At 69.2% G+C, this 24,957-nt stretch carries 23 protein-coding genes and 1 tRNA gene; 12 read left to right on the top strand and 12 right to left on the bottom strand.

What is annotated here, in order from left to right:
- Positions 1-84: 84 nt before the first annotated feature.
- Positions 85-348, bottom strand: coding sequence for a helix-turn-helix domain-containing protein (locus COA07_RS02875; RefSeq protein ID WP_066708319.1), 264 nt, complete (start codon positions 346-348; stop codon positions 85-87).
- Between the two features lie 81 nt (positions 349-429).
- On the opposite strand from COA07_RS02875, the gene COA07_RS18675 reads away from it, so the two are divergent.
- Positions 430-561 carry a hypothetical protein gene (locus tag COA07_RS18675; protein WP_255266743.1) on the top strand — a complete coding sequence of 44 codons (132 nt, stop codon included), beginning with the start codon at positions 430-432 and terminating at the stop codon, positions 559-561.
- 128 nt (positions 562-689) lie between these two features.
- Entirely contained in the window at positions 690-1,796 is a 1,107-nt protein-coding gene (locus tag COA07_RS02870; protein ID WP_066708321.1) for a helix-turn-helix transcriptional regulator, read from the top strand.
- Here the strand turns inward: COA07_RS02870 and argJ are convergent.
- Positions 1,793-3,019 (bottom strand): bifunctional glutamate N-acetyltransferase/amino-acid acetyltransferase ArgJ, encoded by a 1,227-nt coding sequence (gene argJ, locus COA07_RS02865; RefSeq protein WP_066708322.1) that lies wholly within the window; start codon positions 3,017-3,019, stop codon positions 1,793-1,795. The two genes, COA07_RS02870 and argJ, sit on opposite strands and share 4 nt — an antisense overlap.
- A 143-nt stretch (positions 3,020-3,162) precedes the next feature.
- Between argJ and COA07_RS02860 the strand changes: the two genes are divergently transcribed.
- The 4 genes from COA07_RS02860 to secA all read left to right on the top strand — a co-directional run bounded on the left by COA07_RS02860 (position 3,163) and on the right by secA (position 7,735).
- Positions 3,163-4,056, top strand: a complete 894-nt coding sequence (locus tag COA07_RS02860) for a hypothetical protein (RefSeq protein ID WP_141396460.1) — start codon at positions 3,163-3,165, stop codon at positions 4,054-4,056.
- Positions 4,008-4,571, top strand: a complete 564-nt coding sequence (locus COA07_RS02855) for an energy transducer TonB (RefSeq protein ID WP_083956757.1) — start codon at positions 4,008-4,010, stop codon at positions 4,569-4,571. Before COA07_RS02860 ends, COA07_RS02855 begins: the two co-directional genes overlap by 49 nt.
- A 53-nt stretch (positions 4,572-4,624) precedes the next feature.
- The gene (locus COA07_RS02850; protein ID WP_066708331.1) at positions 4,625-4,882 is read left to right on the top strand and encodes a hypothetical protein; all 258 of its coding nucleotides are present in this window, start codon (positions 4,625-4,627) and stop codon (positions 4,880-4,882) included.
- A 111-nt stretch (positions 4,883-4,993) separates the two neighbouring features.
- A complete protein-coding gene (gene secA, locus COA07_RS02845; protein ID WP_066708334.1) occupies positions 4,994-7,735 on the top strand; it encodes a preprotein translocase subunit SecA in 2,742 nt (913 codons plus the stop codon).
- Between the two features lie 133 nt (positions 7,736-7,868).
- Here secA and COA07_RS02840 read toward each other — a convergent pair whose 3' ends face one another.
- Entirely contained in the window at positions 7,869-8,462 is a 594-nt protein-coding gene (locus COA07_RS02840; protein ID WP_245841967.1) for a CC0125/CC1285 family lipoprotein, read from the bottom strand.
- A 203-nt stretch (positions 8,463-8,665) separates the two neighbouring features.
- Here COA07_RS02840 and COA07_RS02835 point away from each other — a divergent pair.
- Together COA07_RS02835 and COA07_RS02830 are read left to right on the top strand one after the other, a co-directional pair.
- A tRNA-Asn gene (locus tag COA07_RS02835) sits at positions 8,666-8,740 on the top strand.
- Positions 8,741-8,892: 152 nt separating this feature from the next.
- Positions 8,893-9,675 (top strand): SDR family oxidoreductase, encoded by a 783-nt coding sequence (locus tag COA07_RS02830; RefSeq protein WP_245841966.1) that lies wholly within the window; start codon positions 8,893-8,895, stop codon positions 9,673-9,675.
- A gap of 21 nt (positions 9,676-9,696) precedes the next feature.
- Here the strand turns inward: COA07_RS02830 and COA07_RS02825 are convergent, their stop codons facing one another.
- Positions 9,697-10,476 (bottom strand): NAD kinase, encoded by a 780-nt coding sequence (locus COA07_RS02825; protein WP_066708348.1) that lies wholly within the window; start codon positions 10,474-10,476, stop codon positions 9,697-9,699.
- On the bottom strand, positions 10,473-11,480 hold the full coding sequence (moaA, locus tag COA07_RS02820; protein WP_066708351.1) for a GTP 3',8-cyclase MoaA: 1,008 nt from the start codon (positions 11,478-11,480) through the stop codon (positions 10,473-10,475). Before moaA ends, COA07_RS02825 begins: the two co-directional genes overlap by 4 nt.
- 87 nt (positions 11,481-11,567) lie before the next feature.
- Between moaA and COA07_RS02815 the strand changes: the two genes are divergently transcribed.
- Together COA07_RS02815 and COA07_RS02810 are read left to right on the top strand one after the other, a co-directional pair.
- Positions 11,568-12,863 carry a GGDEF domain-containing phosphodiesterase gene (locus COA07_RS02815; protein ID WP_141396459.1) on the top strand — a complete coding sequence of 432 codons (1,296 nt, stop codon included), beginning with the start codon at positions 11,568-11,570 and terminating at the stop codon, positions 12,861-12,863.
- Positions 12,860-13,297: a YybH family protein gene (locus COA07_RS02810; RefSeq protein ID WP_245841965.1), complete on the top strand. Its 438-nt coding sequence runs from the start codon at positions 12,860-12,862 to the stop codon at positions 13,295-13,297. The genes COA07_RS02815 and COA07_RS02810 overlap by 4 nt, the downstream gene beginning before the upstream one ends.
- Positions 13,298-13,503: 206 nt before the next feature.
- Here COA07_RS02810 and mfd read toward each other — a convergent pair whose 3' ends face one another.
- Both mfd and COA07_RS02800 read right to left on the bottom strand, forming a co-directional pair.
- A complete protein-coding gene (gene mfd, locus COA07_RS02805; RefSeq protein ID WP_066708357.1) occupies positions 13,504-16,959 on the bottom strand; it encodes a transcription-repair coupling factor in 3,456 nt (1,151 codons plus the stop codon).
- Between the two features lie 135 nt (positions 16,960-17,094).
- Positions 17,095-17,370, bottom strand: coding sequence for an FAD assembly factor SdhE (locus COA07_RS02800; RefSeq protein WP_066708361.1), 276 nt, complete (start codon positions 17,368-17,370; stop codon positions 17,095-17,097).
- Positions 17,371-17,492: 122 nt separating this feature from the next.
- Between COA07_RS02800 and recG the strand changes: the two genes are divergently transcribed.
- Entirely contained in the window at positions 17,493-19,547 is a 2,055-nt protein-coding gene (gene recG / locus COA07_RS02795; protein ID WP_066708364.1) for an ATP-dependent DNA helicase RecG, read from the top strand.
- A gap of 2 nt (positions 19,548-19,549) precedes the next feature.
- On the opposite strand, the gene COA07_RS02790 is transcribed toward recG, so the two are convergent.
- The 5 genes from COA07_RS02790 to serS form a co-directional block, all read right to left on the bottom strand.
- Positions 19,550-19,855: a PilZ domain-containing protein gene (locus COA07_RS02790; RefSeq protein WP_083956758.1), complete on the bottom strand. Its 306-nt coding sequence runs from the start codon at positions 19,853-19,855 to the stop codon at positions 19,550-19,552.
- Positions 19,856-19,951: 96 nt separating this feature from the next.
- Positions 19,952-21,178, bottom strand: a complete 1,227-nt coding sequence (tyrS, locus tag COA07_RS02785) for a tyrosine--tRNA ligase (RefSeq protein WP_066708369.1) — start codon at positions 21,176-21,178, stop codon at positions 19,952-19,954.
- A 25-nt stretch (positions 21,179-21,203) separates the two neighbouring features.
- Complete coding sequence (locus COA07_RS02780; protein ID WP_096640408.1) at positions 21,204-22,325, bottom strand: M23 family metallopeptidase; 1,122 nt, start codon at positions 22,323-22,325, stop codon at positions 21,204-21,206.
- A gap of 12 nt (positions 22,326-22,337) precedes the next feature.
- Positions 22,338-23,108: a 5'/3'-nucleotidase SurE gene (gene surE, locus COA07_RS02775; RefSeq protein WP_066712859.1), complete on the bottom strand. Its 771-nt coding sequence runs from the start codon at positions 23,106-23,108 to the stop codon at positions 22,338-22,340.
- Positions 23,108-24,385, bottom strand: a complete 1,278-nt coding sequence (gene serS, locus COA07_RS02770) for a serine--tRNA ligase (protein ID WP_066712857.1) — start codon at positions 24,383-24,385, stop codon at positions 23,108-23,110. The genes surE and serS overlap by 1 nt, the downstream gene beginning before the upstream one ends.
- Before the next feature lie 96 nt (positions 24,386-24,481).
- On the opposite strand from serS, the gene COA07_RS02765 reads away from it, so the two are divergent.
- Complete coding sequence (locus COA07_RS02765) at positions 24,482-24,913, top strand: host attachment family protein (protein ID WP_066712855.1); 432 nt, start codon at positions 24,482-24,484, stop codon at positions 24,911-24,913.
- The last annotated feature ends 44 nt before the right edge of the window (positions 24,914-24,957 follow it).

Raw genomic sequence — 24,957 nt, 5'->3', positions numbered from 1 at the left:
TACCGTATGACCCGATGCGAAGCGGGTCGGCGGGGGGCGGTGGCCATGGCGCGTTAGCGCGGTCAGCAGGGCGTAAGGCGAAGGTTAGCCCTCCGCCGGCTCCGGCTGTTCCCGACATTCCAGGAAGCGATCGAACAGGTCGAGCGGCCGCCATCCGATCGCGCGCGCTATTTCACAGAATTCCACCACGTCGACGCGCCGTTCGCCGCGTTCGATCAGCGACACGAACGGCTGCGGCTTTCCCAGCGTCCGCGCCAGTTCCACCTGGGTGATGCCGGCATCCCGACGCGCCTGCGCAAGCAGCCGGGCAAGCTGGCGCGCGTCGGGCGTGAAAAGCGACTTTGCCAATGGCGTGCATCCGATCCTCCTATTCCCTTACGGTCGCCGATCGGATATACGATTTTCGTATAATGCGGTGGGCGCCGGGATATGAATGACTTAGACGAGGAATCGACCCACCGGCCGGCGCGCGTGCTGCACGTCGTGGCGTGGATGATGATCGGATGGCTCGGCGGCGTGATGTGGCGGGAGGCGTTCGAGCTGATTTTCCGGCTGATCTGATCCGGCGCGAGACAGGCGGGGTCCACCGCCTGTTGCACGTATGTCATTCTGCCTTCATCGTTTCCCCGGAGATCAGACGTCGGGGGGCGGGATGGTGCGGGCAGGGGCGGATCGGCGGGGGCGCGGCGATGCTGGATGAGGCGCCGCTGGCGGAAGGGTTCTGGCGGGCGCTGCATGGCCAGCAATCCTGGGACGATGCGGTGCGCGACCTGTCGCGGCGTTTCGACGGGAGGTTCGGCGAAGTCGCCGTCGCCGGGCCGCGTGGCGAGATCGACCATATCCGGATTCATAACGTCTCGCAGATCGGTCTGGCCGACGTGCTGAGCCACGGCGTCTATTCGCCGGTGACGAACCCGCGGATCGGTGCCGCGGTGACCGCCCCGGTCGGCGGCGTCGTGGCCGACGCCGATTTCCTGATGGGCCGCGACCCGGCGACCATCGAGCTGTACCGGAAATTCCTGATCCCGACCGGCGCGTCGGAGGTGATGATCGCCAAGCTGCCGGCGCGGTTACCATCGGGCTTCGCAGTCTTTACGGTGTCGCGCCCGCAATCGCGCGGGGCGGCCAGCCGGGACGAGCGCGCGGCACTGGCGGCGCTCCTGCCGGGGATCGGCGGCGCGGTCGAAATGGCGGCGCGGTTCGGGACGATGGAAACCGATGCGCTGGTGGCCGCGATGGCGCGCGACGATACCGCCACCCTTGCTCTGGGGCTGAGCCGTCGGCCGGTCGCACTGTCCGCGGCGGCGGAGGAGATGCTGGCGCGCGGCCGCCATCTGGTCCGCCGCCACCACCGCATCCATGCCGCGTCCCGCCACAGCGACATGGTGCTAGCGCGCGCGCTGGACGACGTGCTGACCGGCTGCGCGCTGCATCGCGGGGTGCGCCGCGTGGTGCTGCGCCCGGCGGATGAGGACGGGCCGCCGCTGGTGGCGGTGTTGTCGCCCGTGCCGGCGCGCGGCGGCGGCGTGCTGTCCGCCGCAAGCGTGCTGATGACGATCCAGGGGCGGCCGCTGGGGGACGATCATGCCGCGGCGCTGCGCGACGGTTTCGACATGACGCGCGCCGAAACCGCGGTGGTGATGGGACTGGCGGCGGGGCTGGACCTGCAGACGATCGCGCGCGACCGCGGCGTGTCGTACGAGACGATCCGCGCCCAGCTGCGCGCGGCGATGGCGAAGACCGCGACCAGCCGCCAGTCGGAACTGGTCGCGCTGGTTTCCGCGCTGTTCCGCTAGCTGCGATAGTCGGCGTTGATCGAGATGTAGCCGTGCGTCAGGTCGCACGTCCACACGGTTGCGCGCCCCTCGCCCAGCCCCAGGTCAACGCCGATCGCGATTTCCTGCCCCTTCAGGTGCGCGGCGACGGGTGCCTCGTCGTAATCTTCCACCGCCAGCCCGCCCCTGGCCACCTGCGTCGCGCCGAAGCGGATCGACAGCCGGTCGCGCTCGGCCGGCTCGCCCGCCTTGCCCACCGCCATGACGATGCGGCCCCAATTGGCGTCCTCGCCCGCGATCGCGGTCTTCACCAGCGGGGAATTGGCGATCGACATGGCGATGCGGTGCGCGGACGCATCGCTTTCGGCGCCCTCCACCGCGATCTCAATCAGCTTGGACGCGCCTTCGCCGTCGCGGACCACCAGCAGCGCAAGCTGGCGGCAGACATCGGCCAGCGCGGCGCGGAAGGCGTCGGCGCCGTCGCTGTCGTCGCCCGACAGCGGCACATTGCCCGCCGCGCCGGTCGCGAAGGCCAGCACGGTGTCGCTGGTGGAGGTGTCGCTGTCGACGGTGATGCACGAGAAGGTGCGCGTGTTGGCGGCCGACAGCGCGGCCTGCAGGAACGGCGCCTCGACGGCGGCGTCGGTGAAGATGAAGCCGAGCATCGTCGCCATGTCCGGCGCGATCATGCCCGATCCCTTGATGATCGCCGCGATCGTGACGGAGCGCCCGTCGACGATCGCGGTGGCGGTCGCGCCCTTGGCATAGGTGTCGGTCGTGCCGATCGTCTCGGCCGCGGCACGCCAGTCGGCGGCGGGCGCAGCATAGGCGGCGGTCAGCCCGGCCTGCGCCTTGTCGATCGGCAGCGGCACGCCGATGACCCCGGTGGAGGCGACGAACACGTCCGACGGCCGGCAGCCGAGATGCGCCGCCGTCTGCGCTGCGATCGCCTCCACTGCGGCACGCCCGCGATGCCCGGTGAAGGCGTTCGAGTTGCCGGCATTGACCACCAGCGCGCGCGCCTCGCCCAGCACCAGCGCCTGGCGGCACCATTCCACCTCGGGCGAGGGGCATCGGGACTGCGTCGTCACGCCCGCGACGGTAGTGCCCGGCGCCAGCTCGACGAAGGTCAGGTCGCAGCGATCCCATTCCTTGTACCGCGCCCGCGCGACGCGCAGCGTGACCCCCGCGACCGGCGGCATGGCGGGGAAGGGCGTGGCGAGCGGGGAGATGGACAGCGACATGTCCCCGCCATAGTCTCGGCAACGGTGGGGGCAAGAGTGCTGCGATGGATGCGCTGGAGGATCTGAGCCGGCGCAGCGGATCGGGCACCGTGGGTGCGGCGGCGTCGCGCCGCAGCCGTTTCGTCGGCAACGGGCGCGGCGTGATGCTGGGCGTGCTGGCGCTCGTCGCGATCCTGACGGTGGCGCGGCTGGTGACGGTCGTCTGGCTGCTGGACGCCGGCTGGGCGTGGAGCCTGCGCCAGCCGTTGCCGCCGGTGGTCGATCGCTGGATGTTTCCCGGCCCGCGCGCGCCCGTTCCGCTTGATCGGGCGACGTGGCTGACGTTCGCCGACTATGCCGATGAGGGTCCATGGTGGGAGGAGATCAGGCCCAGCGTTGTCGGTCTGCAGATATCCGCCGCGGGACAAGTGACGGATTGCTGGACGGAGCGAACGAGCGGCAATGTCGAACTGAACGACCGGGCGTGCGAACTCATCGTGAAGCGCGGGCGATTCGTTCCGGCCTATGATGCGAGCGGTCGGGCCGCGGCGACAGAAATCCGCCAGAGGATCGACTGGGCGCAGCGTCCGTACCGCATCGAGCCGCATGACTGGAGCTTCACCATCGACGTGCCTGCGCAGGGGAACGCGCTGCGGTGTGCCGAACGTTTCGACGGAGAGCCGGCCACGGTGTCGGCTCAGCGCTGCGCGCGGGAGGCCGATCGCGTGGCGTCGATCCGTTCTGAAACCGGCGTATCGGGCAATTTCCGCATCACCGATCGACAGCACACCGCGGTTCGTTTCGGTGCAGCCGCACCGGAGCTGCCGACAGCGGCGGGGACCGTCCGGATTCTCTACGAGGAAGGGATGCGGATGCGGGTGGATGAAGCCGGTGTCGCGCGTGCGTGTCGCAACGACTATCCGGTCGGCGAGCCGGGAATGTCGCGTGGCAAGAATCCGTGTAACCTTCATCGACGGGTGGTGTCGTCGGTGAGGGGAGGGGATCAGCAATGGGTGACGCAGAACCGGACCAGCCTGGAGATGATGTCGCCGCAGTAAAGGCGGGCGGCCCGGATCGTCGGGCGACGGTGCTCGAAGGACCGACGTCGCGGCTGGGGCAGACCGCCGTACCGGCAGCGTTGCTGACCGCGGCCGTCGCGCTGCTCGGGGCGATCATGGTTCTGGCCGCCATCGCCACGCACGACTGGATCGAACGGCGCCGTGATCTGCGCGCAGCGCAGGACGTCGCTGCCACCGGACGTGCGCCCCGTGGCCCGTCGCCCTCCATCAGCAAGGCGGGGGACGAACTGAGCTGGTTCAGTGCCGACGATTATCCGAAGGAATCTATGCGGCGTGACGAGCAGGGCACGGTGACCGTTCGCTGGACGATCGGCGTGGACGGCAGGGTCAGCGAATGCCACGCCGCGCAATCGAGCGGTTTTCCGCGTTTGGATGCGGTGTCCTGCGGGGTGCTGGTGAAGCGCGCACGCTATTATCCCGCGCGCGACGCGCAGGGGCGGCCCATGGTGAGCACCAGGGAGCGGCGCATCACCTGGCGCCTTCCAGAAGGATGACGCTGCCGCAAAGGTGGACGGCGCCTCGTGCGCGTCCTATGTCCGTCCCCGCAATGAACCTGCTGCTGCTTCTTTCCGCGCTGCTGTCCGCCCTGTCGGGGCTGGGTGGCGGCGTGCGGCAGGCGCCGGTGGCGCAGCAGGCGGTGGCGCAGCAGGTGCGCGCGGTCGCCGTGTCGACCGCGGCGGCACGGGTGGCGTTGCGCCCCGCGCAGCCGGCGTTCGCGCCAGTAGGTTTCGTTTCGGCGCCGGTGTTCACCGTGCTTCGCCTGGTGGCGGTCGAGCCGATCTTCGCGCGGCGTCGGCGCGAATAGCATCGCGCCCACGCGCCGGCGGCACCGACCGGCGTTTGCGACGTTTTCCCTTTTCGCGCGCGGGCCGGACCGATCCGGCGCCGCGCCGTCTTCAGATACAGGATCAGGCCCATGTTCGGCGGCATCGCCAAGTCTTTGTTCGGTTCGTCCAACGACCGATACGTCAAGTCGCTCAACCCCATTCTCGCCAAGATCGCCTCGTTCGAGGACGGGTTGCAGGCGATGGACGACGACACGCTGGCGCAGCAGACGGTACGCTTCCGCGAGCGGCTGGCCGCCGGCGAGACGTTGGACGACCTGCTGCCAGAGGCGTTCGCGACCGTGCGCGAGGCGGCGCGGCGCGTGCTGGGGCAGCGGCATTACGACGTGCAGATGATCGGCGGCATCGTCCTGCACCGCGGCGAGATCGCCGAGATGCGCACGGGTGAGGGCAAGACGCTGGTGGCGACGCTGGCGACGTACCTGAACGCATTGCCGGGCGATGGCGTGCACGTCATCACCGTCAACGATTACCTGGCCAGCCGCGATGCCGACTGGATGGGGCGCGTCTATCGCTTCCTGGGGCTGACCACGGGCGTGATCGTCCCCAACCTGACCGACGAGGAACGCCGCGCCGCCTATGCCGCGGACATCACCTATGGCACGAACAACGAGTTCGGCTTCGATTACCTGCGCGACAACATGAAGTACGAGCGCCAGCAGATGGTGCAGCGCCCGTTCGCGATGGCGATCGTCGACGAGGTCGATTCGGTGCTGATCGACGAGGCGCGCACGCCGCTGATCATCTCCGGCCCGACCGACGACAAGAGCGAGCTGTATATCGGCGTCGATGCGATCGTGAAGCAGTTGTCCGAAGAGGATTACGAGAAGGACGAGAAGCAGAAGACGATCGTCCTGACCGAGGACGGTACCGAGAAGGCCGAGCGGATGCTGGAGGCCGCCGGGCTGCTGCAGGGCGCGAACCTGTACGATTTCGAGAATACGCAGGTGGTCCACCACCTGAACCAGGCGCTGCGCGCGAACGTGATGTTCAAGCGCGACACCGATTACATCGTGAAGGACGGCAAGGTCGTCATCATCGACGAATTCACCGGGCGCATGATGGACGGGCGCCGCTGGTCCGACGGCCTGCACCAGGCGGTGGAGGCCAAGGAAGGCGTGACGATCGAGCCGGAAAACCAGACGATGGCGTCGATCACCTTCCAGAACTATTTCCGCATGTACCCCAAGCTGGCGGGCATGACCGGCACCGCGGCGACCGAGGCGGCGGAGTTCTACGACATCTACAAGATGAACGTCGTCACCATCCCGACCAACCGGCCGGTGCACCGCGTCGATGAGGAGGACACGTTCTACAAGTCGACCGAGGACAAGTTCCGCGGCATCGCGCGCACGATCCGCGAACATGCGCAAAAGGGTCAGCCGGTGCTGGTCGGCACCGTGTCGATCGAGAAATCCGAGCTGCTCAGCGAATTCCTGCGCCAGGAAGGCGTCGACCATTCGGTGCTGAACGCGCGCTATCACGAGCGCGAGGCGCATATCGTGGCGCAGGCCGGGCGGCTGGGCGCGGTGACGATCGCCACCAACATGGCGGGCCGCGGCACCGACATCCAGCTGGGCGGCAACCTGGAGATGCGCGTCGAGGACGAGCTGGCCGGGATGCCCGAAGGGCCGGAACGCGACGCCGCGATCGAGCAGATCCGCGCCGAGATCGCGGTCGAGAAGCAGAAGGTGCTGGAGGCCGGCGGCCTGTTCGTGCTGGCGACCGAGCGTCACGAAAGCCGCCGTATCGACAACCAGCTGCGCGGGCGTTCGGGGCGCCAGGGCGATCCGGGGCTGTCGCGCTTCTATCTGTCGCTGGACGACGATCTGCTGCGCATCTTCGGCCCGGACACGCTGTTCGCCAAGATGATGCGGTCCTCGATCGAGGATGGCGAGGCGATGCCGCCGTCGAAGTGGATGACCAAGGCCATCGAGACCGCGCAGAAGAAGGTCGAGGCGCGCAACTACGACATTCGCAAGCAAGTGGTCGAATATGACGACGTGATGAACGACCAGCGCAAGGTCATCTACGAACAGCGCGCCGACATCATGGACGCCGATACGGTCGGCGAGGTCGTCAGCGACATGCGCGCCGAGACGGTGAATGCGATCGTCGGCGATGCCTGCCCGCCCAATTCCTATCCCGAGCAATGGGACGTGCCGGGGATGAAGGCGCGGCTGGCGGAGATCCTGAACATCGAGCCGCCGGTCGACGACTGGCTGCAGGAGGACGCGATCGACGTCGAGCTGGTGACCGAGCGTATCCAGGCCGAGGCCGATGCCGCGGTCGCCGCCAAATCGGGCGAGCTGGAACCGGACACTTGGACGCAGGTGGAAAAGTCGATCCTGCTCCAAAACCTGGACCATCACTGGAAGGAGCATCTGTCGACGCTCGACGCGCTGCGGCAGGTCGTCCACCTGCGGGCCTATGCGCAGAAGACGCCGATCAACGAATACAAGCAGGAAGCCTTCAACCTGTTCCAGCGGATGCTCGACGCGATCCGCGAGGATGTGACGAAGACGATCGCGCATGCGCAGTTCCGGATGCAGGAGCCGCCGCCGCTGCCCGACCTGCCCGATTTCATCACGACGCACTTTGACCCGTTCACCGGCGAGGACAATTCGAACGATATCGACGCGGGCACGCTGGGCCTCATCACCACGCAACTGCCGCCGTTGCAGATCATCCAGCCGGCCGCACCCGCGGAGCTGGGCGACGATCCGGCGAGCTGGGACGGGGTGGTCAGCCGCAACGCGCCGTGCCCGTGCGGGTCGGGTCGCAAGTACAAGCACTGCCACGGGGCGGCGTAAGCGGGGCGTCGCCCCTGTCGTCGCCCCGGCAGAGGCCGGGGTCGGCGGTGGGCCGCGAGCCTTTGCCTCGCGCATGAAAAAGGGGCTGGCGTCGTTGAGACGCCAGCCCCGTTTTTCGTCGTGCCTTTCCGGCTCAGGAGCGAGGCAGCTTTACCGTCGGGCCAATCGAATCGACCACCGCGCGGGCATTGAAGGCGCGGACGTTGCCGCGTTCCGGCGTGCCCTTGAACATCACGATCTCGGCCGATGCCTCGTACCGGTCGATCGTGCGGATGTCCGCACCGCCGCCCCAGGCCCAGGGATCGCCCCAGAACGGATCCCACGCACGATAGCCCCAGCCACGGCCGTAGAAGCCCCAGCGCGGACCCCACAGGCCGCCGCCCCAGCCGCCGAAGCCCGGACCCCAGGCGCCCGGCGTCGAATAGGTGCGCGCCTGACGATCGGTGTCGCGATCGGCCATGACGAAATAATCATAGCCGTTCTGCAGCGTCAGTTCCGCTGCGCGGAACAGCAGATAGCGTTCCACCACATCTCGGTCGGTGACGGTATTGCCAGCGAAGGTGACGCGGAAACGGTTCGGCTCGATCTGCGTATCGCTGTAGCCGGTGCGATAGAAACCCGATCCGGTCGCCGGACGATAGGTCGTTTCGGTCGCGCACGCGGCGACCAGCGTCGTACTGGCCGCCAGCGCCACCACCATGGCCCTTCGGCCCCAGTTCTTCAGCATCTACTAACCCTCCAACGCACGGGCCTTGATCCGGGCAGTGCGATGGATATCGCATAGCCGATGGGAGTGGAACGTGCGATGAACGGTTTCGCTCCGACGACCAGCCGCGACCCCGCCGCGTCCCGCCGGCATCACCGCAAAAAGAACCGAACAAGGGGGTTGCGCCGCCGGAATCCGCGTATATAGACGCTGCCTCACGCTGTTCCCTGATAGCTCAGCGGTAGAGCTCTCGACTGTTAATCGAGCGGCCGTAGGTTCGAATCCTACTCAGGGAGCCACCTCTTTTTCTCGACATTGTCGGTAAAACGCGCGCGGCGCGGCCTGCCTTGCAGGTCATGCGGCGCGTTTCTCATGTCCGGCGTCTAAAACGATCGACTTGCATCGCTCCGCTCCGACGGCCATGCCGTTACCGAGGACAAGGGAGAGGATGATGGGTGAGTTCGCGGGCAAGCATGTGTTCGTCGCCGGGGCGTCGAGCGGTATCAACCTGGAGATCGCGCACGCCTTTGGCGCGGCCGGCGCGAAGGTGACGGTGCTGAGCCGGAGCGAGGAGAAGATCGCGGCAGCGGCGCAGGGGCTGCGCGATGCGGGGGCGACCGCGCTGGGGATCGCATGCGACGTGCGCGACTATGCCGGGCTGGAAGCGGCGTTCGCCAATGCTGTGGCGGCGCATGGGCCGGTCGACGTGCTGGTATCGGGCGCGGCGGGCAATTTCCTGGCGCCCGCGCTGAAGACCAGCGCCAATGCCTTCAAGACCGTGATCGATATCGACCTGCTGGGCACCTACAACGTGTTCCGCGCTAGCTGGGACCATCTGACCAAGCCGGGCGCGTCGCTGATCGCGATCACCGCGGGGCAGGCGGTTCACCCGATGGCGTTCCAGATCCACGCCTGCGCGGCGAAGGCCGGGGTCAACATGGTCACCAAGTGCCTGGCGCTGGAATGGGGGCCAGCGGGGGTGCGGGTCAACGCCATCTCCCCCGGCCCGATCGCCGATACCGAGGGGATGCGCCGGCTGGCCGATCCGGTGCGCGAGGCGAAGATCAAGAAATCGCTGGCGCTGCGCGATTACGGGACCAAGGCGGATATCGCGGAGGCGGCGATGTTCCTGTCCAGCCCGGCGGCCAAATACATCACCGGCACGATCCTGAACGTCGATGGCGGCAACGACCTGGGCGATGCCAGCGCCGATGCGCTCGGACTCGGGGGGTAAGGCCCATGTCGCTCGGCGTCGTCAGGCGATGAACTGTTCCATCGTGATGCGATCGTCGAGCGCATGTTCGGGATCGAACAGCAGCGTCAGCTCGCGCGCGCGGTCCATCGCGATATCGACCTGCGCGACGTCGCGGATCTCGCGCTGATCGGCGACGGCGGATACCGGGCGCTTGCCGGCGTCGATCACTCGAAGCGAGACGCGTGCGCGGTCCGGAAGGATCGCGCCGCGCCAGCGCCGCGGGCGAAACGCGCTGATCGCGGTGAGCGCCAGCATCTGCGAGCCCAGCGGCAGGATCGGGCCGTGCGCTGACAGGTTGTAGGCGGTCGACCCGGCGGGCGTCGCGACCAGGATGCCGTCGCACGACAGTTCGTCCAGCACGATACGGTCGTTGACCTTCACCTCGATCTTCGCGGTCTGGCGCGTTTCGCGCAGCAGCGACACCTCGTTGATCGCGGGCAGCGTATGGACGCGCCCGTCCACCCCGACTGCGGTCGCGGTCAGCGGCGTCACCTGGAACGCGCGCGCACGCTCGATCCGGCCGTCCAGATCATGGCGGCGCCATTCGTTCATCATGAAGCCCACGGTGCCAAGGTTCATCCCGAACACCGGCACGATCGGCCGCCGCCGTTCCAGCAGGATATGCAGCGTCTGGAGCATGAACCCGTCGCCCCCCAGCGCGACGACCAGATCGGCATCGTCCAGCGAGCACCAGTCCCAGGCATCGGCCAGCTCGGCGCGCGCCGCCTGCGCGGGCGGGGTGGGCGAGGCGACCAGCGCCCGCCGCGGATAACGGCTCATCCCCCGGTCACGCTCATGTGGCGGGCGACCGCGGGTGCGGCATCGCGCGCGATGCGGAAGTCGTGGCGGCGCGGCTTGGTGGTCAGCGCATCCTCGATCGCGGCGTCGAGCGCGGCCACGCCGCCGTCGCGTAGCGCGCCGCGAAGGTCACGCTGATCGTCGTGGCCGAGGCAGGTGTAGAGCCGCCCCTCGGTCGTCAGCCGCACGCGGTTGCAACCATCGCAGAAATTGGCGGTCAGCGGGGAGATGAGGCCGAGCCGGGTGCCGGTGCCGTCAACGCGCCAGTAGCGCGCCGGGCCGCCGGTGCCGTCCGCGTCGCGCACCAGCGGGAACAGGGTGTCTAGGCGATCCTTCACCGCGGTCAGCGGTAGGAAGCGGTCGGTGCGATCTTCATCGATGGCGCCCAGCGGCATGGTTTCGATCAGCGTCAGGTCGTGCTCCTGCGCGATGCACCAGTCGAGCATCGCGGGGATGTCGTCCTCGTTCAGGCCCTTCAGCGCGACCATGTTGATCTTCACCGCCAGCCCCGCATCGCGCGCGGCGGCGATGCCGTCCAGCACCTGCGCGATATCGCCGTGGCGGGTGATGAAGCGGAAGCGATCGGCGTCGAGCGTATCGACGCTGACGTTCAGGCGGCGGATGCCGGCGTCGTACAGGGCCGCGGCATGTTCGCGCAGCCGCGTGCCGTTGGTGGTCATCGTCAGTTCGTCCAGCGCCGTGCCGACATGACGGCCGAGCCGCTGCACCAGTTGCTGCACGTCGCGCCGCACCAGGGGTTCCCCGCCGGACAGCCGCACCTTGCGCACGCCGCGCGCGATGAAGCGTTCGGCGATCACCGCCAGCTCCTCCAGCGTGGCGATCTTCGCCCGCGGCAGAAACGTCATCTCCTCCGCCATGCAATAGCGGCAGCGCAGGTCGCAGCGATCGGTGACGGAGATGCGCAGATAGCGGATCGTCCGGCCAAAGCCGTCGACCAGCGGTGCGTGCGTCCTGTTTTCGGTCATCTGCGTCACAACGAAAGAGCTAGGCATGTGTTCATCCGGGAGCAAGTGTCGATTGCCCCGCCTGTTCCACCCCCTTACGAGACAGGGGTGAGCAGCGAGCAAGAGCAGACAGACGCCCCCCACGACGACCGGCGCGACGATCGCCGTGCCGTGGGCCGGGCGGCGACGGCCGAGCAGATCCGGTTCGTCGCCGAGGCGGAGGCAAGCGCGGCCGGGATGACCGCGATCGTCGCCGCGCCGACTAGTTTCGAGATCGTCAACGCCGCGTTCGGCCGCGCGCTGGGCGACCGGCTGGTACAGGCGATGGCGGCGCGGCTGGACGAGGTGCTGGCCGATTACCGCAGCGTCGCGACGCGCGCGGGCGCGACCTTTTCGATGCTGGTCGCGGGGCCGCCGGTCGAAGGCGACCGGGCGGCGGCGGCAGTCGAACGCGCGCTGGGCGCGCCGTTCGCGGTGGATGGCGAGACGATCCACGTCGGCGCGCGCATCGGTCTGGCGCGGATGAGCGGCGGCGAGTCGGTCGGCGACCTGCTGTTCCGCGCGGCCGGGGCGCTGGAACGTGCGCGTGCCAGCGACGGGGCGACGACGCGCGTGGCCAGCGAGGGCGAGGGCGCGGCGCTGGCGGCGCTGGCGGCGGACCTGCACCGCGCGATCGAGCGTGGCGAGATCGACGTCCTGTTCCAGCCGCAGGTGGCGATGGCCGACGGCCGCATCATCGGTGCGGAGGCGCTGGTGCGCTGGGCGCATCCGCGGCTTGGGCCGCTGGGCGCGGAACGACTGCTGGCCGCGGCGGAGCGTGCCGACCTGGGCGTCGCGCTGTCCGATCATGTCCAGACGCTGGCGATGGCGCGGATGGCGCAATGGCCCGCATCGCTGCGCGGGCTGCGCGTGTCGTTGAACGTCACCGCGGCGGACATTTCGCGCGACGGCTTCGCCGCGCAATTCCTCGATCGCGTCGCGGCGGCGGGGATCGCGCCGGAGCAGGTCACCGCGGAAGTGACCGAAAGCGGGGTGATCCACGATCTGGCGGCGGCGAACCGCGCGCTGGCGGCGCTGCGCACGGGCGGGTGCCGGGTGGCGCTGGACGATTTCGGCACAGGCTATTCCAGCCTTGCCTATCTGTCGCAGCTGCCGCTCGACTACCTCAAGATCGACCGCGCGCTGACGCAGGCGATCGACGGCGACGCGCGCGGGCGCACGGTGGTCGACGGGGTCATCACGATCGCCGCCGGGCTGGGGCTGGAGACGATCGCCGAAGGCGTCGAGACCGAGGCACAGCGCGCGTTGCTGGCGGCGCGCGGCTGTACCTATTATCAGGGGTTCCTCTGTGCCGGGGCGGTCGACGATGCGGCGCTGGCGCGGCTGGTGGAGGGTCGGCGATGAGATATGGCGTGGCGATCGTCGCGGCGGCGATGATGGCGCCGGCGGCTGCGGGCGCGCAGGCCGCGTCAACCCCGCAGGCGGCGATCGAGGCGGCAATGGCCGACAGCGCAGCGGGATGGGACGCGGGCGACCTGCCGCGGTTCATGGCGATCTATGCCGACGATGCGGTCTATGTCGCGGGCGACAAGGTGGTCGGCGGCAAGGCGGCGATCGCGGCGCGTTACGCCAGGAGCTTTACCGCCGGCGGCAATGCGCGCGGGCGGCTGCGCTTCCAGCCGCAGGCGTGGCGCACGCTGAGCGCCGTCCACGTGCTGCTGGTGGCGCGCTGGACGCTGACCCCGGAGGGCGAGGCAAAGCCGCAGACCGGGCTGACGACGCTGCTGTTCGAGCGGCGCAAGGCGGGCTGGCGGATCATCTCGGATCACAGCAGCTGAGGCGAAGCGCAGGGCGTCGCGAGCAGGCCAACGGTCCCAGCCTGCGCTGGGATGACGTGTTGGGCGGGGCGCCTTGCATCATAGCGTCACCCCAGCGAAGGCTGGGGTCTCGGGGTGGTGAGGAACGGCGCGCGCCAATCCGGAGATCCCAGCCTTCGCTGGGATGACGGTGGGGGCGGGGCACCGATGTTCACCCCGTCGCCGCGTCACCCCGCCGCCTTAGCCAGTCCCTTCGACAATTGCAGCGCGCCGTGCAGCCGCGCCTTCGGATCGTTCCACGCGCGGGTCAGCGCCAGTTTCGAATCCGGGCGCAGCTTCGCGATGCCGCCCAGCTTGTCGACATAGGCGAGCAGGGCCGGGACGTTGGGCGGCGTATCGTCGTGGAAGGTGACGAGCGCGCCCTTCGGCCCGACGTCCAGCTTGGCGACGCACGCGGTCCGCGCGTTGAGCTTGATCTCCATGATCTTGACCAGATTGTCGGTCGCCTCCGGCAGCGCGCCGAAGCGGTCGATCATCTCCGCGGCGAATTCCTCCAGCCCGCGCACGTCGTCGACATCGTTGAGGCGACGGTAGAGGCCCATCCGCAGGTCGAGGTCGGGGACATAGTCCTCCGGGATCAGGATCGGCGCATCGACGGTGATCTGCGGCGAGAAATCGCGCTGGCGTTCGCGCAGGCCGCCGGCCTTGGCCTCCATGATCGCCTCTTCCAGCATCGACTGGTAGAGTTCGTAGCCGACTTCCTTGATATGCCCGGACTGTTCGTCGCCCAGCAAATTGCCCGCGCCGCGGATGTCGAGATCGTGGCTGGCCAGTTGGAACCCGGCACCGAGCGAATCGAGGTCGGACAGCACCTTCAGCCGCTTCTCCGCCGCCTCGGTCATCTGTCGTTCGGGGGGGGCGACCATATAGGCGTAGGCGCGCGTCTTCGACCGGCCGACGCGGCCGCGCAGCTGGTAGAGCTGCGCCAGCCCGAAGCGGTCGGCGCGATTGACGATCATCGTGTTGGCGGACGGAATGTCGATGCCGCTTTCGATGATCGTGGTCGACACCAGCACCTCGAACTTCTTGTCGTAGAAGGCGCTCATCCGCTCCTCGACCTCGGTCGGGGCCATCTGGCCGTGCGCGACGACGTAGCGGATCTCGGGCACTTCCTTGCGCAGATAGTCCTCGAGGTCGGGCAGGTCGGCGACGCGCGGGGTCACCACGAAGCTTTGCCCGCCGCGATAATGTTCGCGCAGCAGCGCCTCGCGCAGGACGACCGGATCCCACGGCATGACATAGGTGCGCACCGCCAGGCGATCGACCGGCGGGGTCTGGATCACCGACAGTTCGCGCAGGCCCGACATCGCCATCTGGAGCGTGCGCGGGATCGGCGTGGCCGTCAGCGTCAGCATGTGGACGTCGGCACGCAGCGTCTTCAGCCGTTCCTTGTGCGTGACGCCGAACCGCTGTTCCTCATCGACGATGACGAGGCCGAGGCGCTTGAAATCGACGCCCTTGGCGAGCAGCGCATGGGTGCCGATGACGATGTCGATCGTACCCGCGGACAGCCCTTCCTTGACCCTCTTCGCCTCCGCCGCGGGGACGAGGCGCGACAGGCGGCCGATCTCCAGCGGGAAGCCTTCGAAGCGTTGCAGGAAATTCTGGTGGTGCTGGCGCGCCAGCAGCGTGGTGGGGCAGACGACCGCCACCTGCATTCCCGCCATCGCCGCGACGAAGGCGGCGCGCAGCGCGACCTCGGTCTTGCCGAAGCCGACGTCGCCGACGATCAGCCGGTCCATCGGCTTGCCCGCCGACAGATCGCCCAGCACGTCGGCGATCGCGCGATCCTGATCGTCGGTTTCCTCGTACGGGAAGCGATCGACGAAGCTGGGGTAGCCGCTGGCGTCCGGCTCGGCGACCTCGCCGGGGCGCAGTGCGCGCTCGGCGGCGACCGCGATCAGCTCACCCGCGATCTCGCGGATGCGCTCCTTCATCTTCGACTTGCGGCGCTGCCATGCCTCGCCGCCCAGCCGGTCGAGCGTGCCGCCTTCCTCCGACGAGCCGTAGCGCGAGAGGACCTCGAGATTCTCGACCGGGATGTAGAGCTTGTCGCCGCCGGCATATTCCAGCGCGACGCAATCGTGCGGCGCCTTGGCGACCGGCACCTGCGTCAGCCCGACATAGCGGCCGATGCCGTGATCGGTGTGCACCACCAGATCGCCCGGCGACAGCGTGGCGAGTTCCGCCAGGAAGGCGTCGGCGGACTTGCGGCGCTTGTTGCGGCGGACCAGCCGGTCGCCCAGCATGTCCTGCTCGGTCAGCACCGCGACGTCCGGCGCGGTGAAGCCGTGATCGAGCGGCACCACTGTCAGCGCGACGCCGCGATCGGCGACGCCCAGCGCCTCCTGCCAGGTATCGGCCAGCGCCGCGCCGGTCAGCCCGTGGTCCTGAAGGAGGTTGCGCAGCCGGTCGCGCGCGCCGATCGAATAGCTGGCGAGCACCGGCTTGCGCCCGTCCTTGCGCAGCCGCGCGACATGCGCGACGACCGCTTCGTAGACGTTGCTCTGGTTCGCGCGCTCCGGCGCGAAATCGCGCGGGCCGTCGACGTTGAAGTCGAGCACCGTTGCCGATTCTGGTTCGTGGAACGGCGTGACGAGGTGCGCGGGTGCGTCCGCGACGCACGCGGCCCATTCCTTGGGGTCGAGATACAGCGTTTTTGCGGGCAGCGCGCGATAGCTGCCCGGTTCGGCCGCCTCGGCGCGCTTCCGGTTGTCGTAATAATCGGCGATTGATTCCAGCCGCGCCTCGACCGCGGCGGGGGTGCCGGCATCGCGCACGACGATCGCATCGTCGCCCAGATGATCCCACAGCGTCGCCAGCTTGTCCTCGAACAGCGGCAGCCAATGTTCCATCCCCGCCAGCCGTCGCCCTTCGCTGACCGCCTGGTACAGCGGGTCGCCGGTCGCAGTGGCGCCAAAGGTTTCGCGATAGCGGGTGCGGAAGCGCTTCACGCTATCCTCGTCCAGCAGCGCCTCGGACGCGGGGAGCAGCACGAAGCGGTCGATGCGCCCGGTGGTGCGCTGGTCGGCGGGATCGAAGGTGCGGACGCTTTCAATCTCGTCGCCGAAGAAGTCGAGCCGCAGCGCTTGTTCCTCGCCGCTGGGGAACAGATCGACCAGCCCGCCGCGCACCGCATATTCGCCCTGATCGTGGACGGTATCGGTCCGGACGTAGCCGTTCGCCTGGAGCAGCGCGCCCAGCTTCTCGATCCCCAGCCGCGCACCCGGTTTCAGCTCGGCGACCAGCTGGCGGATGCGGAACGGCGTCAGCGTTCGCTGCGTCATCGCGTTGACGGTGGTCAGCACCAGCTGCGCCGCGCCGGGCTTGTGCTGGAGCCGGTGGAGCGCGCCGATCCGTTCGGCCATGATCCTGAGCGTCGGGCTGGCGCGATCGAACGGCAGACAGTCCCAGGCGGGCAGCTGCACCACCTCCAGCTCCGGCGCGAAGAAGGTCGCGGCGGCGGCGATGGCGCGCATCTGCGCCTCGTCGGGGGCGACGAACACCGCGCGGGTGGGCGCGGCGCGCGCCAGATCGGCGAGCAGCACCGGCAGAAAGCCCGCGGGGACGCCGGACAGGGTGAGCGGCGCGGCGGCCTTCAGGATCGTGGAAAGGTCGGGCATCAGAAACCTTCATAGCCCTCTCCCCACCGGGGAGAGGGTTGGGGGAGGGGCGGGTGTCTCGCCGAGAGGCTCGCCTCTGCGAGACCCCGGCCCCTCACCCCGGCCCTCTCCCCGGCGGGGAGAGGGAGTTAGAACTTACATCCCCGGATTAAGTACCGTGACGAAATCGACGCGGCGCATCGTGTCCATCATCTCCCCCTCCCATTCGGGCGGGCAGGGGATGGAGCCGATCGCCCAGCCCATGATGTCGACGTCCTGCTCCTCCAGCAGCGCCTCGAACCAGTCGAGCTGGTCGGGCGTCCAGCTGGCGCCGTGCGCGTCGAAGAAGCCGCCGATCATCAGATCGGCCTCGCGGGTACCGCGGTGCCAGGCGCGGAAGCGCAGGCGTTTCAGGCGGATGTCGTGGTCCAAGCGTTCTCTTTCGTCACGCCAGCCGGGCTGGCATCGTCTGCGACAGGTGCGCCCGATCACGAAAAGATGCCAGCTTTCGCTGGCATGACGGGCAGGGGCGGAATAGTCCGACGGACATAGTCATGCGACCCGATATCCTCAATCCGTTGTTCGCCGAGGTACAGGCGCTGAAGGGCGTCGGCCCGACGCTGGCCAAGCCGCTGGACCGGCTGGGCATCGCGCGGGTCGTCGACCTGCTGTTCCACCTGCCGTCGGGCTGGGTCGACCGCGTGGCGCGCGACGAACTGATGGAGGGCGACGTCGGCCGGACGATCACGATCACCGTGACCCCGCGCGAATACCGCACCTCCTCCTCGCCGCGCGGGCCGACGCGGGTGCAGGCGGTCGATGCGCACGGCAATCACGTGAGCCTGGTCTATTTCGGCGGATCGTCGGGCTGGGCGAAGAAGCAGCTGCCGCTGGGCGAGGCGAAGCGCATTTCGGGCAAGCTGGAGCAATATGGCCAGGAATTGCAGATCATCCATCCGGAGATCGTCGGCGAGGACGACGCCTTCCGCGAGCGCGAGGCGATCTATCCGCTGAGCGAGGGGATGACCTCACGCCGGCTGGCGGGGCTGGTCGAGCAGGCGCTGGGGCGCGCCCCGGCTCTGGCCGAATGGATCGAGCCGAGCCTGAAGGCGCGGCATGGCTGGCCCGACTGGCGCGAGGCGGCGGCGCGCATCCATGCCGACCCGGCGGATGCGACCGCGCGTGCGCGGCTGGCCTATGACGAGGTGTTCGCCAATCAGCTGGCGCTGTCGATCGTGCGCGCCGACACGCGGCGACGGCGCGGGCGCGCGTTGGCCGGCGATGGGCGGCTGCGCGACATGCTGCGGCTGCCGTACCAGCTGACGGGCGCACAGGCGCGCAGCGTGCGCGAGATCGAGGGGGACATGGCGCAATCCTCCCCGATGCTGCGGCTGCTGCAGGGCGATGTCGGGTCGGGCAAGACGCTGGTGGCGGCGATGGCGCTGCTGATCGCGGTGGAGGCGGGGGCGCAGGGCGCGATGCTGGCGCCGACCGAGATCCTGGCGCGCCAGCATTTCGAGACGCTGCGGCGGACGCTGGCGGGACTGCCGGTGGAGATCGCGGTGCTGACCGGGCGCGACAAGGGCCGCGCACGTGAGGCGACGCTGATGGGGCTGGCGGACGGTTCGATCCACATCCTGGTCGGCACGCACGCCATCTTCCAGGAGGCGGTCGGCTATCGCGACCTGGGGCTGGTGGTGGTGGACGAGCAGCACCGGTTCGGCGTGGCGGAGCGGATGCTGTTGCAGGACAAGGGCCGTCAGCCGCCGCATGTGCTGGCGATGACCGCGACGCCGATCCCGCGCACGCTGACGCTGGCGCTGCATGGCGAGATGGACCAGAGCCGGCTGGACGAGATGCCGCCGGGACGCGAGCCGATCGAGACGCGCGTGGTGTCCGAGGAGCGCGTCGACGAGGTGGTGAACGCGCTGGGCCGCCACCTGTCGGAGGGAAAGCAGGCCTATTGGGTGTGCCCGCTGGTCGAGGAGAGCGAGACCAGCGACCTTCAGGCAGCGGAGGCGCGGGCGGCGGCGCTGGCGAGCCGGTTCGGCGACCGTGTCGGGCTGGTCCACGGGCGGATGCGCGGGGCGGAGAAGGACGCCGTGATGGCGCGCTTTTCCGCCGGCGACACCGGCGTGCTGGTGGCGACGACGGTGATCGAGGTCGGCGTGGACGTGCCCAATGCGACGCTGATCGTCATCGAACATGCCGACCGTTTCGGGCTGGCGCAGCTGCACCAGCTGCGCGGGCGGGTGGGACGCGGCGGGGGGCGGTCGGTGTGCCTATTGCTGCGCGGCAGCGCGCTGAGCGAGACGGCGCGCGCACGACTGGCGCTGATGCGCGAGACCAACGACGGGTTCCGCATCGCGGAGGAAGACCTGCGGCTGCGCGGGGCGGGCGAATTGCTGGGGACGCGGCAGTCGGGGGAGGCGATGTTCCGGCTGGCGACGCCGGAGCTGCTGGGCGAGCTGCTGCCCGCGGCGACCGACGATGCGCGGCTGCTGATCGACCGCGACGGCGGGCTGGAGGGCGAGCGCGGCCAGGCGGCGCGGGTGGCGCTGTATCTGTTCGAACGTGACGCGGGAGTGGCGTTGCTGCGATCGGGGTGACGTCAGCGCATCGCCGCGAGCGCGAACTGGTAGAGCGCGGGCGGGATCTCGCGGGTCAGCCGGCAGCCGATCCGCCCGCCGAGCGTCCAGCGCACCTCGCCGGTGAAGTCGCCGACCACCGGCAGGGTCACGGATACCAGCGCCCCGACCGGCAGGCCGGTATCGCAGCGCGCCATGAAACCGTGCGGGGATACGTTGACGATCGTCATCGGAAAGGATGTGTCGTCGCTGCGGCCGCGCGCGCGGAACATGGTTTCGTCGCGCGCCTCGGCGCGTTCCTCGAAGATGGCGATCGCCGGACGTCCCACGCGGATACCTTTCCCAAGCCCGCTGCCGACAACACGACATCCGGTTTAAGGAAGGATGAAACGTTACGGGTGGCGATCGTCTTTACCCCGTTTGTCTCAGGCGGGGTGGACGATGCCGTGATGCTTCTTTCCGGCCGACACGCGCACCGGCTGGCCGGCGAGCGTCACCACCGCGCCCTCGTCCGACACCTTCTCCCCGTCGATACGCGCGCCGCCGCCCTTGATGAGGCGGCGTGCCTCCCCCTTGGACGCAGCGAAGCCGAGCTCGACCAGCGCATCGACCAGCGTGATCGTGCCGTCGGCGGTGATCGACGGCAGCGATCCGCCGCTGGCGCCTTCCTCGAAGGTGCGGCGCGCGGTATCCGCGGCCCCGTCCGCCGCCGCGCGGCCGCGGCACATGGCGGTCGCTTCGTTGGCGAGCACCTTCTTCGCCTCGTTGATCTCGGCGCCCTCCAGCGCCTCCAGCCGGGCGATCTCGTCCAGCGACACGTCGGTGAACAGTCGCAGGAAGCGGCCGACGTCGCGATCGTCGGTGTTGCGCCAGAACTGCCAGTAATCGAAGTGCGACAGCTGATCCTCGTGCAGCCACACCGCACCCGACACGGTCTTGCCCATCTTGTGCCCGTCGGCGGTGGTCAGGAGCGGGGTGGTGATGCCGAACACCTCGGCCCCGTCCATCCGGCGCGCCAGTTCGATGCCGTTGACGATATTGCCCCATTGGTCGCTGCCGCCCATCTGGACGCGCACGCCGTGGCGCCGCGCCAGTTCGCGGAAGTCGTAGCCCTGCAGGATCATGTAATTGAATTCGAGGAAGCTGAGCGACTGTTCGCGGTCCAGCCGCAGCTTCACCGAATCGAACGACAGCATGCGGTTGACGCTGAAATGCTGCCCGACCTCGCGCAGGAAGGGGATGTATTCCAGCTTGTCGAGCCAGTCGGCGTTGTTGACCATCACCGCATCGGTGGGGCCATCGCCGAAGGTCAGGAACCGGTCGAAAATGCGCTGGATGCCGGCGATGTTGGCGGCGATCACGTCGTCGGACGACAGCTTGCGCGCCTCGTCCTTGAAGCTGGGGTCGCCGATCTTGCCGGTGCCGCCGCCCATCAGCACGTACGGCTTGTGTCCCGCCTGTTGCAGGCGGCGCAGCAGCATGATCTGCACCAGGCTGCCGACGTGGAGCGACGGCGCGGTCGGATCGAAGCCGATATAGCCGGGCACCACCTGTTTGGCGGCCAGCGCATCGAGCGCGGCCGCATCGGTCGTCTGGTGGATGTAGCCGCGTTCCGACAGGAGGCGGAGGAGATCGGACGAAAATTCGCTCATGACGGGACGGGGCGTTACACGCGCGTCAGCGTCGCGGCAATTGCGCGGTGGGATCGACGGGGGTGCGCCCGCGCCGCAGCTCGAAATGCAGCTCCGGCCGGTCGGCATAGCCGGTCGCGCCGCTGAGCGCGATCGTCTGGCCGCGGGTGACCGGATCGCCGCGCCGCACCAGGAGCTTGGCGGCGTGGCCATAGACCGAGGTCCAGCCGCCGCCGTGGCGGATGATGACCAGCCCGCCCAGTGCGGCGATCCCGTCGCCGGCATAGGCGACGGTGCCGTCGGCGATCGACTTGACGGGGGTGTTGAGCGGGACGGCGATCTTGATGCCGTCGCTGCGTTCCCCGCTGGCGCCCGCGCCGAAGCGACGGACGACCTGGCCCGACACCGGCCAGATGAAGCGCCCGGGCGCGGCGGCGGGCGCGATCACCGGGGTGGTGGCGGGCAACGCGCGCGGCGGCGGCTTGGGCGCGCCCGGCGTCGGGCGCGGAGCGGGCGTCGGAGTGACGGCTGGCTGGTTCGCCGCGACCGCGGGTTCGCCGCCGGTCAGGATCGAATCGACGTCGAGGCGGAAGGCGGCGGCGCGTTCGGCGGCGCTGCTCGTCCGGTCGGGCACGCCGGGGATCAGGATGCGCTGACCGGCGCGAAGGATGAACGGTTCGACCAGATCGTTCGCGGCGACCACCTGCGACCAGGGCACGCCATAGGCGCGCGCGATCGCGATCCCGGTTTCGCCGGGATGGACGCGGTGATAGCGCCCGCCCGGGATCGACAGCGTCTGTCCGGCGACGACGACATAGGGCGGCAGCAGCGCGTTGGCGCGCGCGATCGCGTCGGCCGAGGCGCCGGTGCGATCGGCGATCGCCGCCAGCGTATCGCCGCTGCGCACGGTGTAGGTCTGGGCGGTGACGATCGCCGCGTCGGGGGTGACCGGACGCGCTTCCCATGCCGGGCGCGGCGCCGGAAGCTGGGTCACGGGGGCGGCCATGGCCTGAGACGTTGTGCGCGGGCGCGCGGCAGCGGGATAGGTGGCGGTCGGGGCGGGGTAGCGGACGGTTCCGCCATCCGGCACGCCCGGCGGGATGCATCCCGTCAGCACAGCCGCCAGACCGCCGGGCAGCAACCGCCCCGGCGTCCTCCACCTTGTCATTCGTCGCCCCCGCTACGACCGTGCGTACACGTCCCTCAACGACGTTAACGATGAATGCAGCGTCAGGTCCAGATGCAGCGGGGTCACGGTTACCCATCCGTCAGAAACGGTGGTCAGATCGGTGTCGCGCGCGGCGGGCGTGGCGACCCCGGCGAGCGCCAGCCAGAAATAGTCGAAGCCGCGCGGATCCTTGCGCGCGTCGAAGCGCACGCGGCCATAGTCGCGCAGCCCCTGCGGCACGACGCGCACGCCCTTCACGTCGGCCGGATCACCCACGGGGAAGTTGATGTTGACCATCGAGCGTGGTGCCCATTCGGCGTCGATCAGCGGGCGCAGGACGCGCGCGCCCCATTCCTCCGCGACGGCGAACGACACGTCGTCGCCCGGCTCCACCGCGCCATAGACCTGGCTGAGCGCGACCGAGCGGATACCCGCCAGCGCGCCCTCCATCGCCGCCGAGGCGGTGCCGGAATACATCACGTCCTCGCCCAGGTTGGCGCCTCGGTTGACACCCGACAGGATCAGGTCGGGGGGCGTGTCGCGCATGATCTGCGCCAGCGCGAACATCACCGCGTCGGTGGGCGTGCCGGTCACCGCGAAGCGCTTTTCGGCGAAGCGGTGAACGCGCAGCGGACGGCCGAGCGTCAGCGAGCGGCCGGTGCCGGACTGTTCCTCGGCGGGGGCGACGATCCACACGTCGTCGGACAATTGCCGCGCGATCTTCTCCAGCACCGCAAGGCCGGGCGCGTGATAGCCGTCGTCGTTTGCCAGCAGGATTCGCATCAGCGCGGCTCCAGCCGGTTCAGGCCGCCCAGATAGGGTTGCAGCACATCGGGCACCGCGACCGAACCCTCGGCCTGCTGATAGTTTTCCAGCACCGCGACCAGCGTGCGCCCGACCGCCAGCCCGGAGCCGTTGAGGGTATGGACGAAGCGCGTCGCCTTCTCCCCCTCCGGCCGGTAGCGGGCGTTCATGCGGCGCGCCTGGAAATCGGTGCAGGTCGAGCAGCTGGAAATCTCGCGATAGCGCGCCTGCCCGGGGAGCCACACCTCCAGATCGTAGGTGCGCGCGGCGGTGAAGCCCATGTCGCCGGTGCACAATTTCATGCGGCGATAGGCAAGGCCCAGCGCGTCCAGCACGCCCTCCGCACAGGCGGTCATCCGCTCATGCTCCTCCTCGCTCGCCTCGGGCGGGACGATCGACACCATCTCGACCTTTTCGAACTGGTGCTGGCGGATGTAGCCGCGCGTGTCGCGGCCCGCCGCGCCGGCTTCCGAGCGGAAGCACGGCGTCAGCGCGGCGAAGCGCAGCGGCAGGACGTCATGCGACAGGATCTGTTCGCGCACGATATTGGTCAGCGATACTTCCGCGGTGGGGATCAGCCAGCGGCCATCGGTGGTGCGGAACAGGTCCTCGGCGAACTTGGGCAGCTGCCCGGTGCCGAACACCGCCTCGTCACGGACCAGCAGCGGCGGGGCGACTTCCTCATAGCCATGTTCGCGCGTCAGGCGATCGAGCATGAACTGGCCCAGCGCGCGCTGGAGCCGTGCGGCGTGGCCGCGCACCAGCGTGAAGCGCGCGCCGGCGATCGCCACGCCGGTTTCGAAATCGAGGCCCAGCGCGGGGCCGATCGCGTCATGCTCGCGGGGGGTAAAGGCGAAATCGGGCCGGGTGCCGCGTTCGTGGACCAACAGATTGTCGTCCTCGTCCGCGCCATCGGGTACGTCGGCGGCGGGGACGTTCGGCAGCGCGGCAAGCTGCGCGTCGAGATCGGCGCCCAGCCGCGCCTCCTCCGCCTCCAGTTCGGGCAGGCGTTGCTTCAGCGTCGCCACCTCGGCCATCAGCGCGGCGGCGGTCGCCTCGTCCTTCTGCGCCTTGGCCGCGCCGATCGCCTTCGACGCTTCATTGCGGCGCGCCTGCGCGGTCTGCGCCTCGGTCGTCACCTCGCGGCGGCGGCGGTCGAGCGCGACGAGCGTATCGGCCACGGCCGGGGCGCCGCGCCGCGCCATGGCGGCATCGAAAGCGGCGGGATCGTCACGGATCAGGCGGATGTCATGCATGGCCACGCGCTATGGCGGCGTCACGGGGGCGAGGCAACCCGGCCCGCGGCGGCGGCGTTCTTCCGGCACAGACAAGAACAACAAGGAGAAAGCGCCATGCAAGTCCCCCATCAATCGGTCGTGCTGGTGGTCGATGGCCGCAAGTTGCTGTTCCTGCGCAACGAAGGCGACGAGGCCTATCCGAATCTGCAGGTCGAACATGCCGAGGAACGCGTGAACCCCGCCGATCGCGAGCAGAAAACCGACGCCGCGGGTGCGGCATCATCCACGGTGTCCGGCACGATGGGCGAAACCGATTTCCACCAGCAGGAGGAAGATCGCTTCGCCGCCGACGCCGCCGACCTGTTGAAGCGGCGGGCGCTGGCGAACGAGTTCGAATCGCTCATCATCGTCGCCGCGCCGCGAACGCTGGGCGAGCTGCGCAAACATTATCACAAGGAGGTCAGCGACCGCCTGGCCGGCGAACTGGCCAAAGACCTGACCGGGCACCCGATCCCGGACATCGAGAAGGCCCTGCTGTCGGCCTGACGCAAGGAAAAAGGGCCGGCGTTTCGCTGGGAAGCGCCGGCCCT

The organism is Sphingomonas adhaesiva (genome assembly GCF_002374855.1).
Lineage (GTDB): Bacteria > Pseudomonadota > Alphaproteobacteria > Sphingomonadales > Sphingomonadaceae > Sphingomonas > Sphingomonas adhaesiva.
The sequence above is the reverse complement of the archived record's forward strand: the minus strand, read 5'-3'. Positions and strand labels throughout refer to the sequence as shown.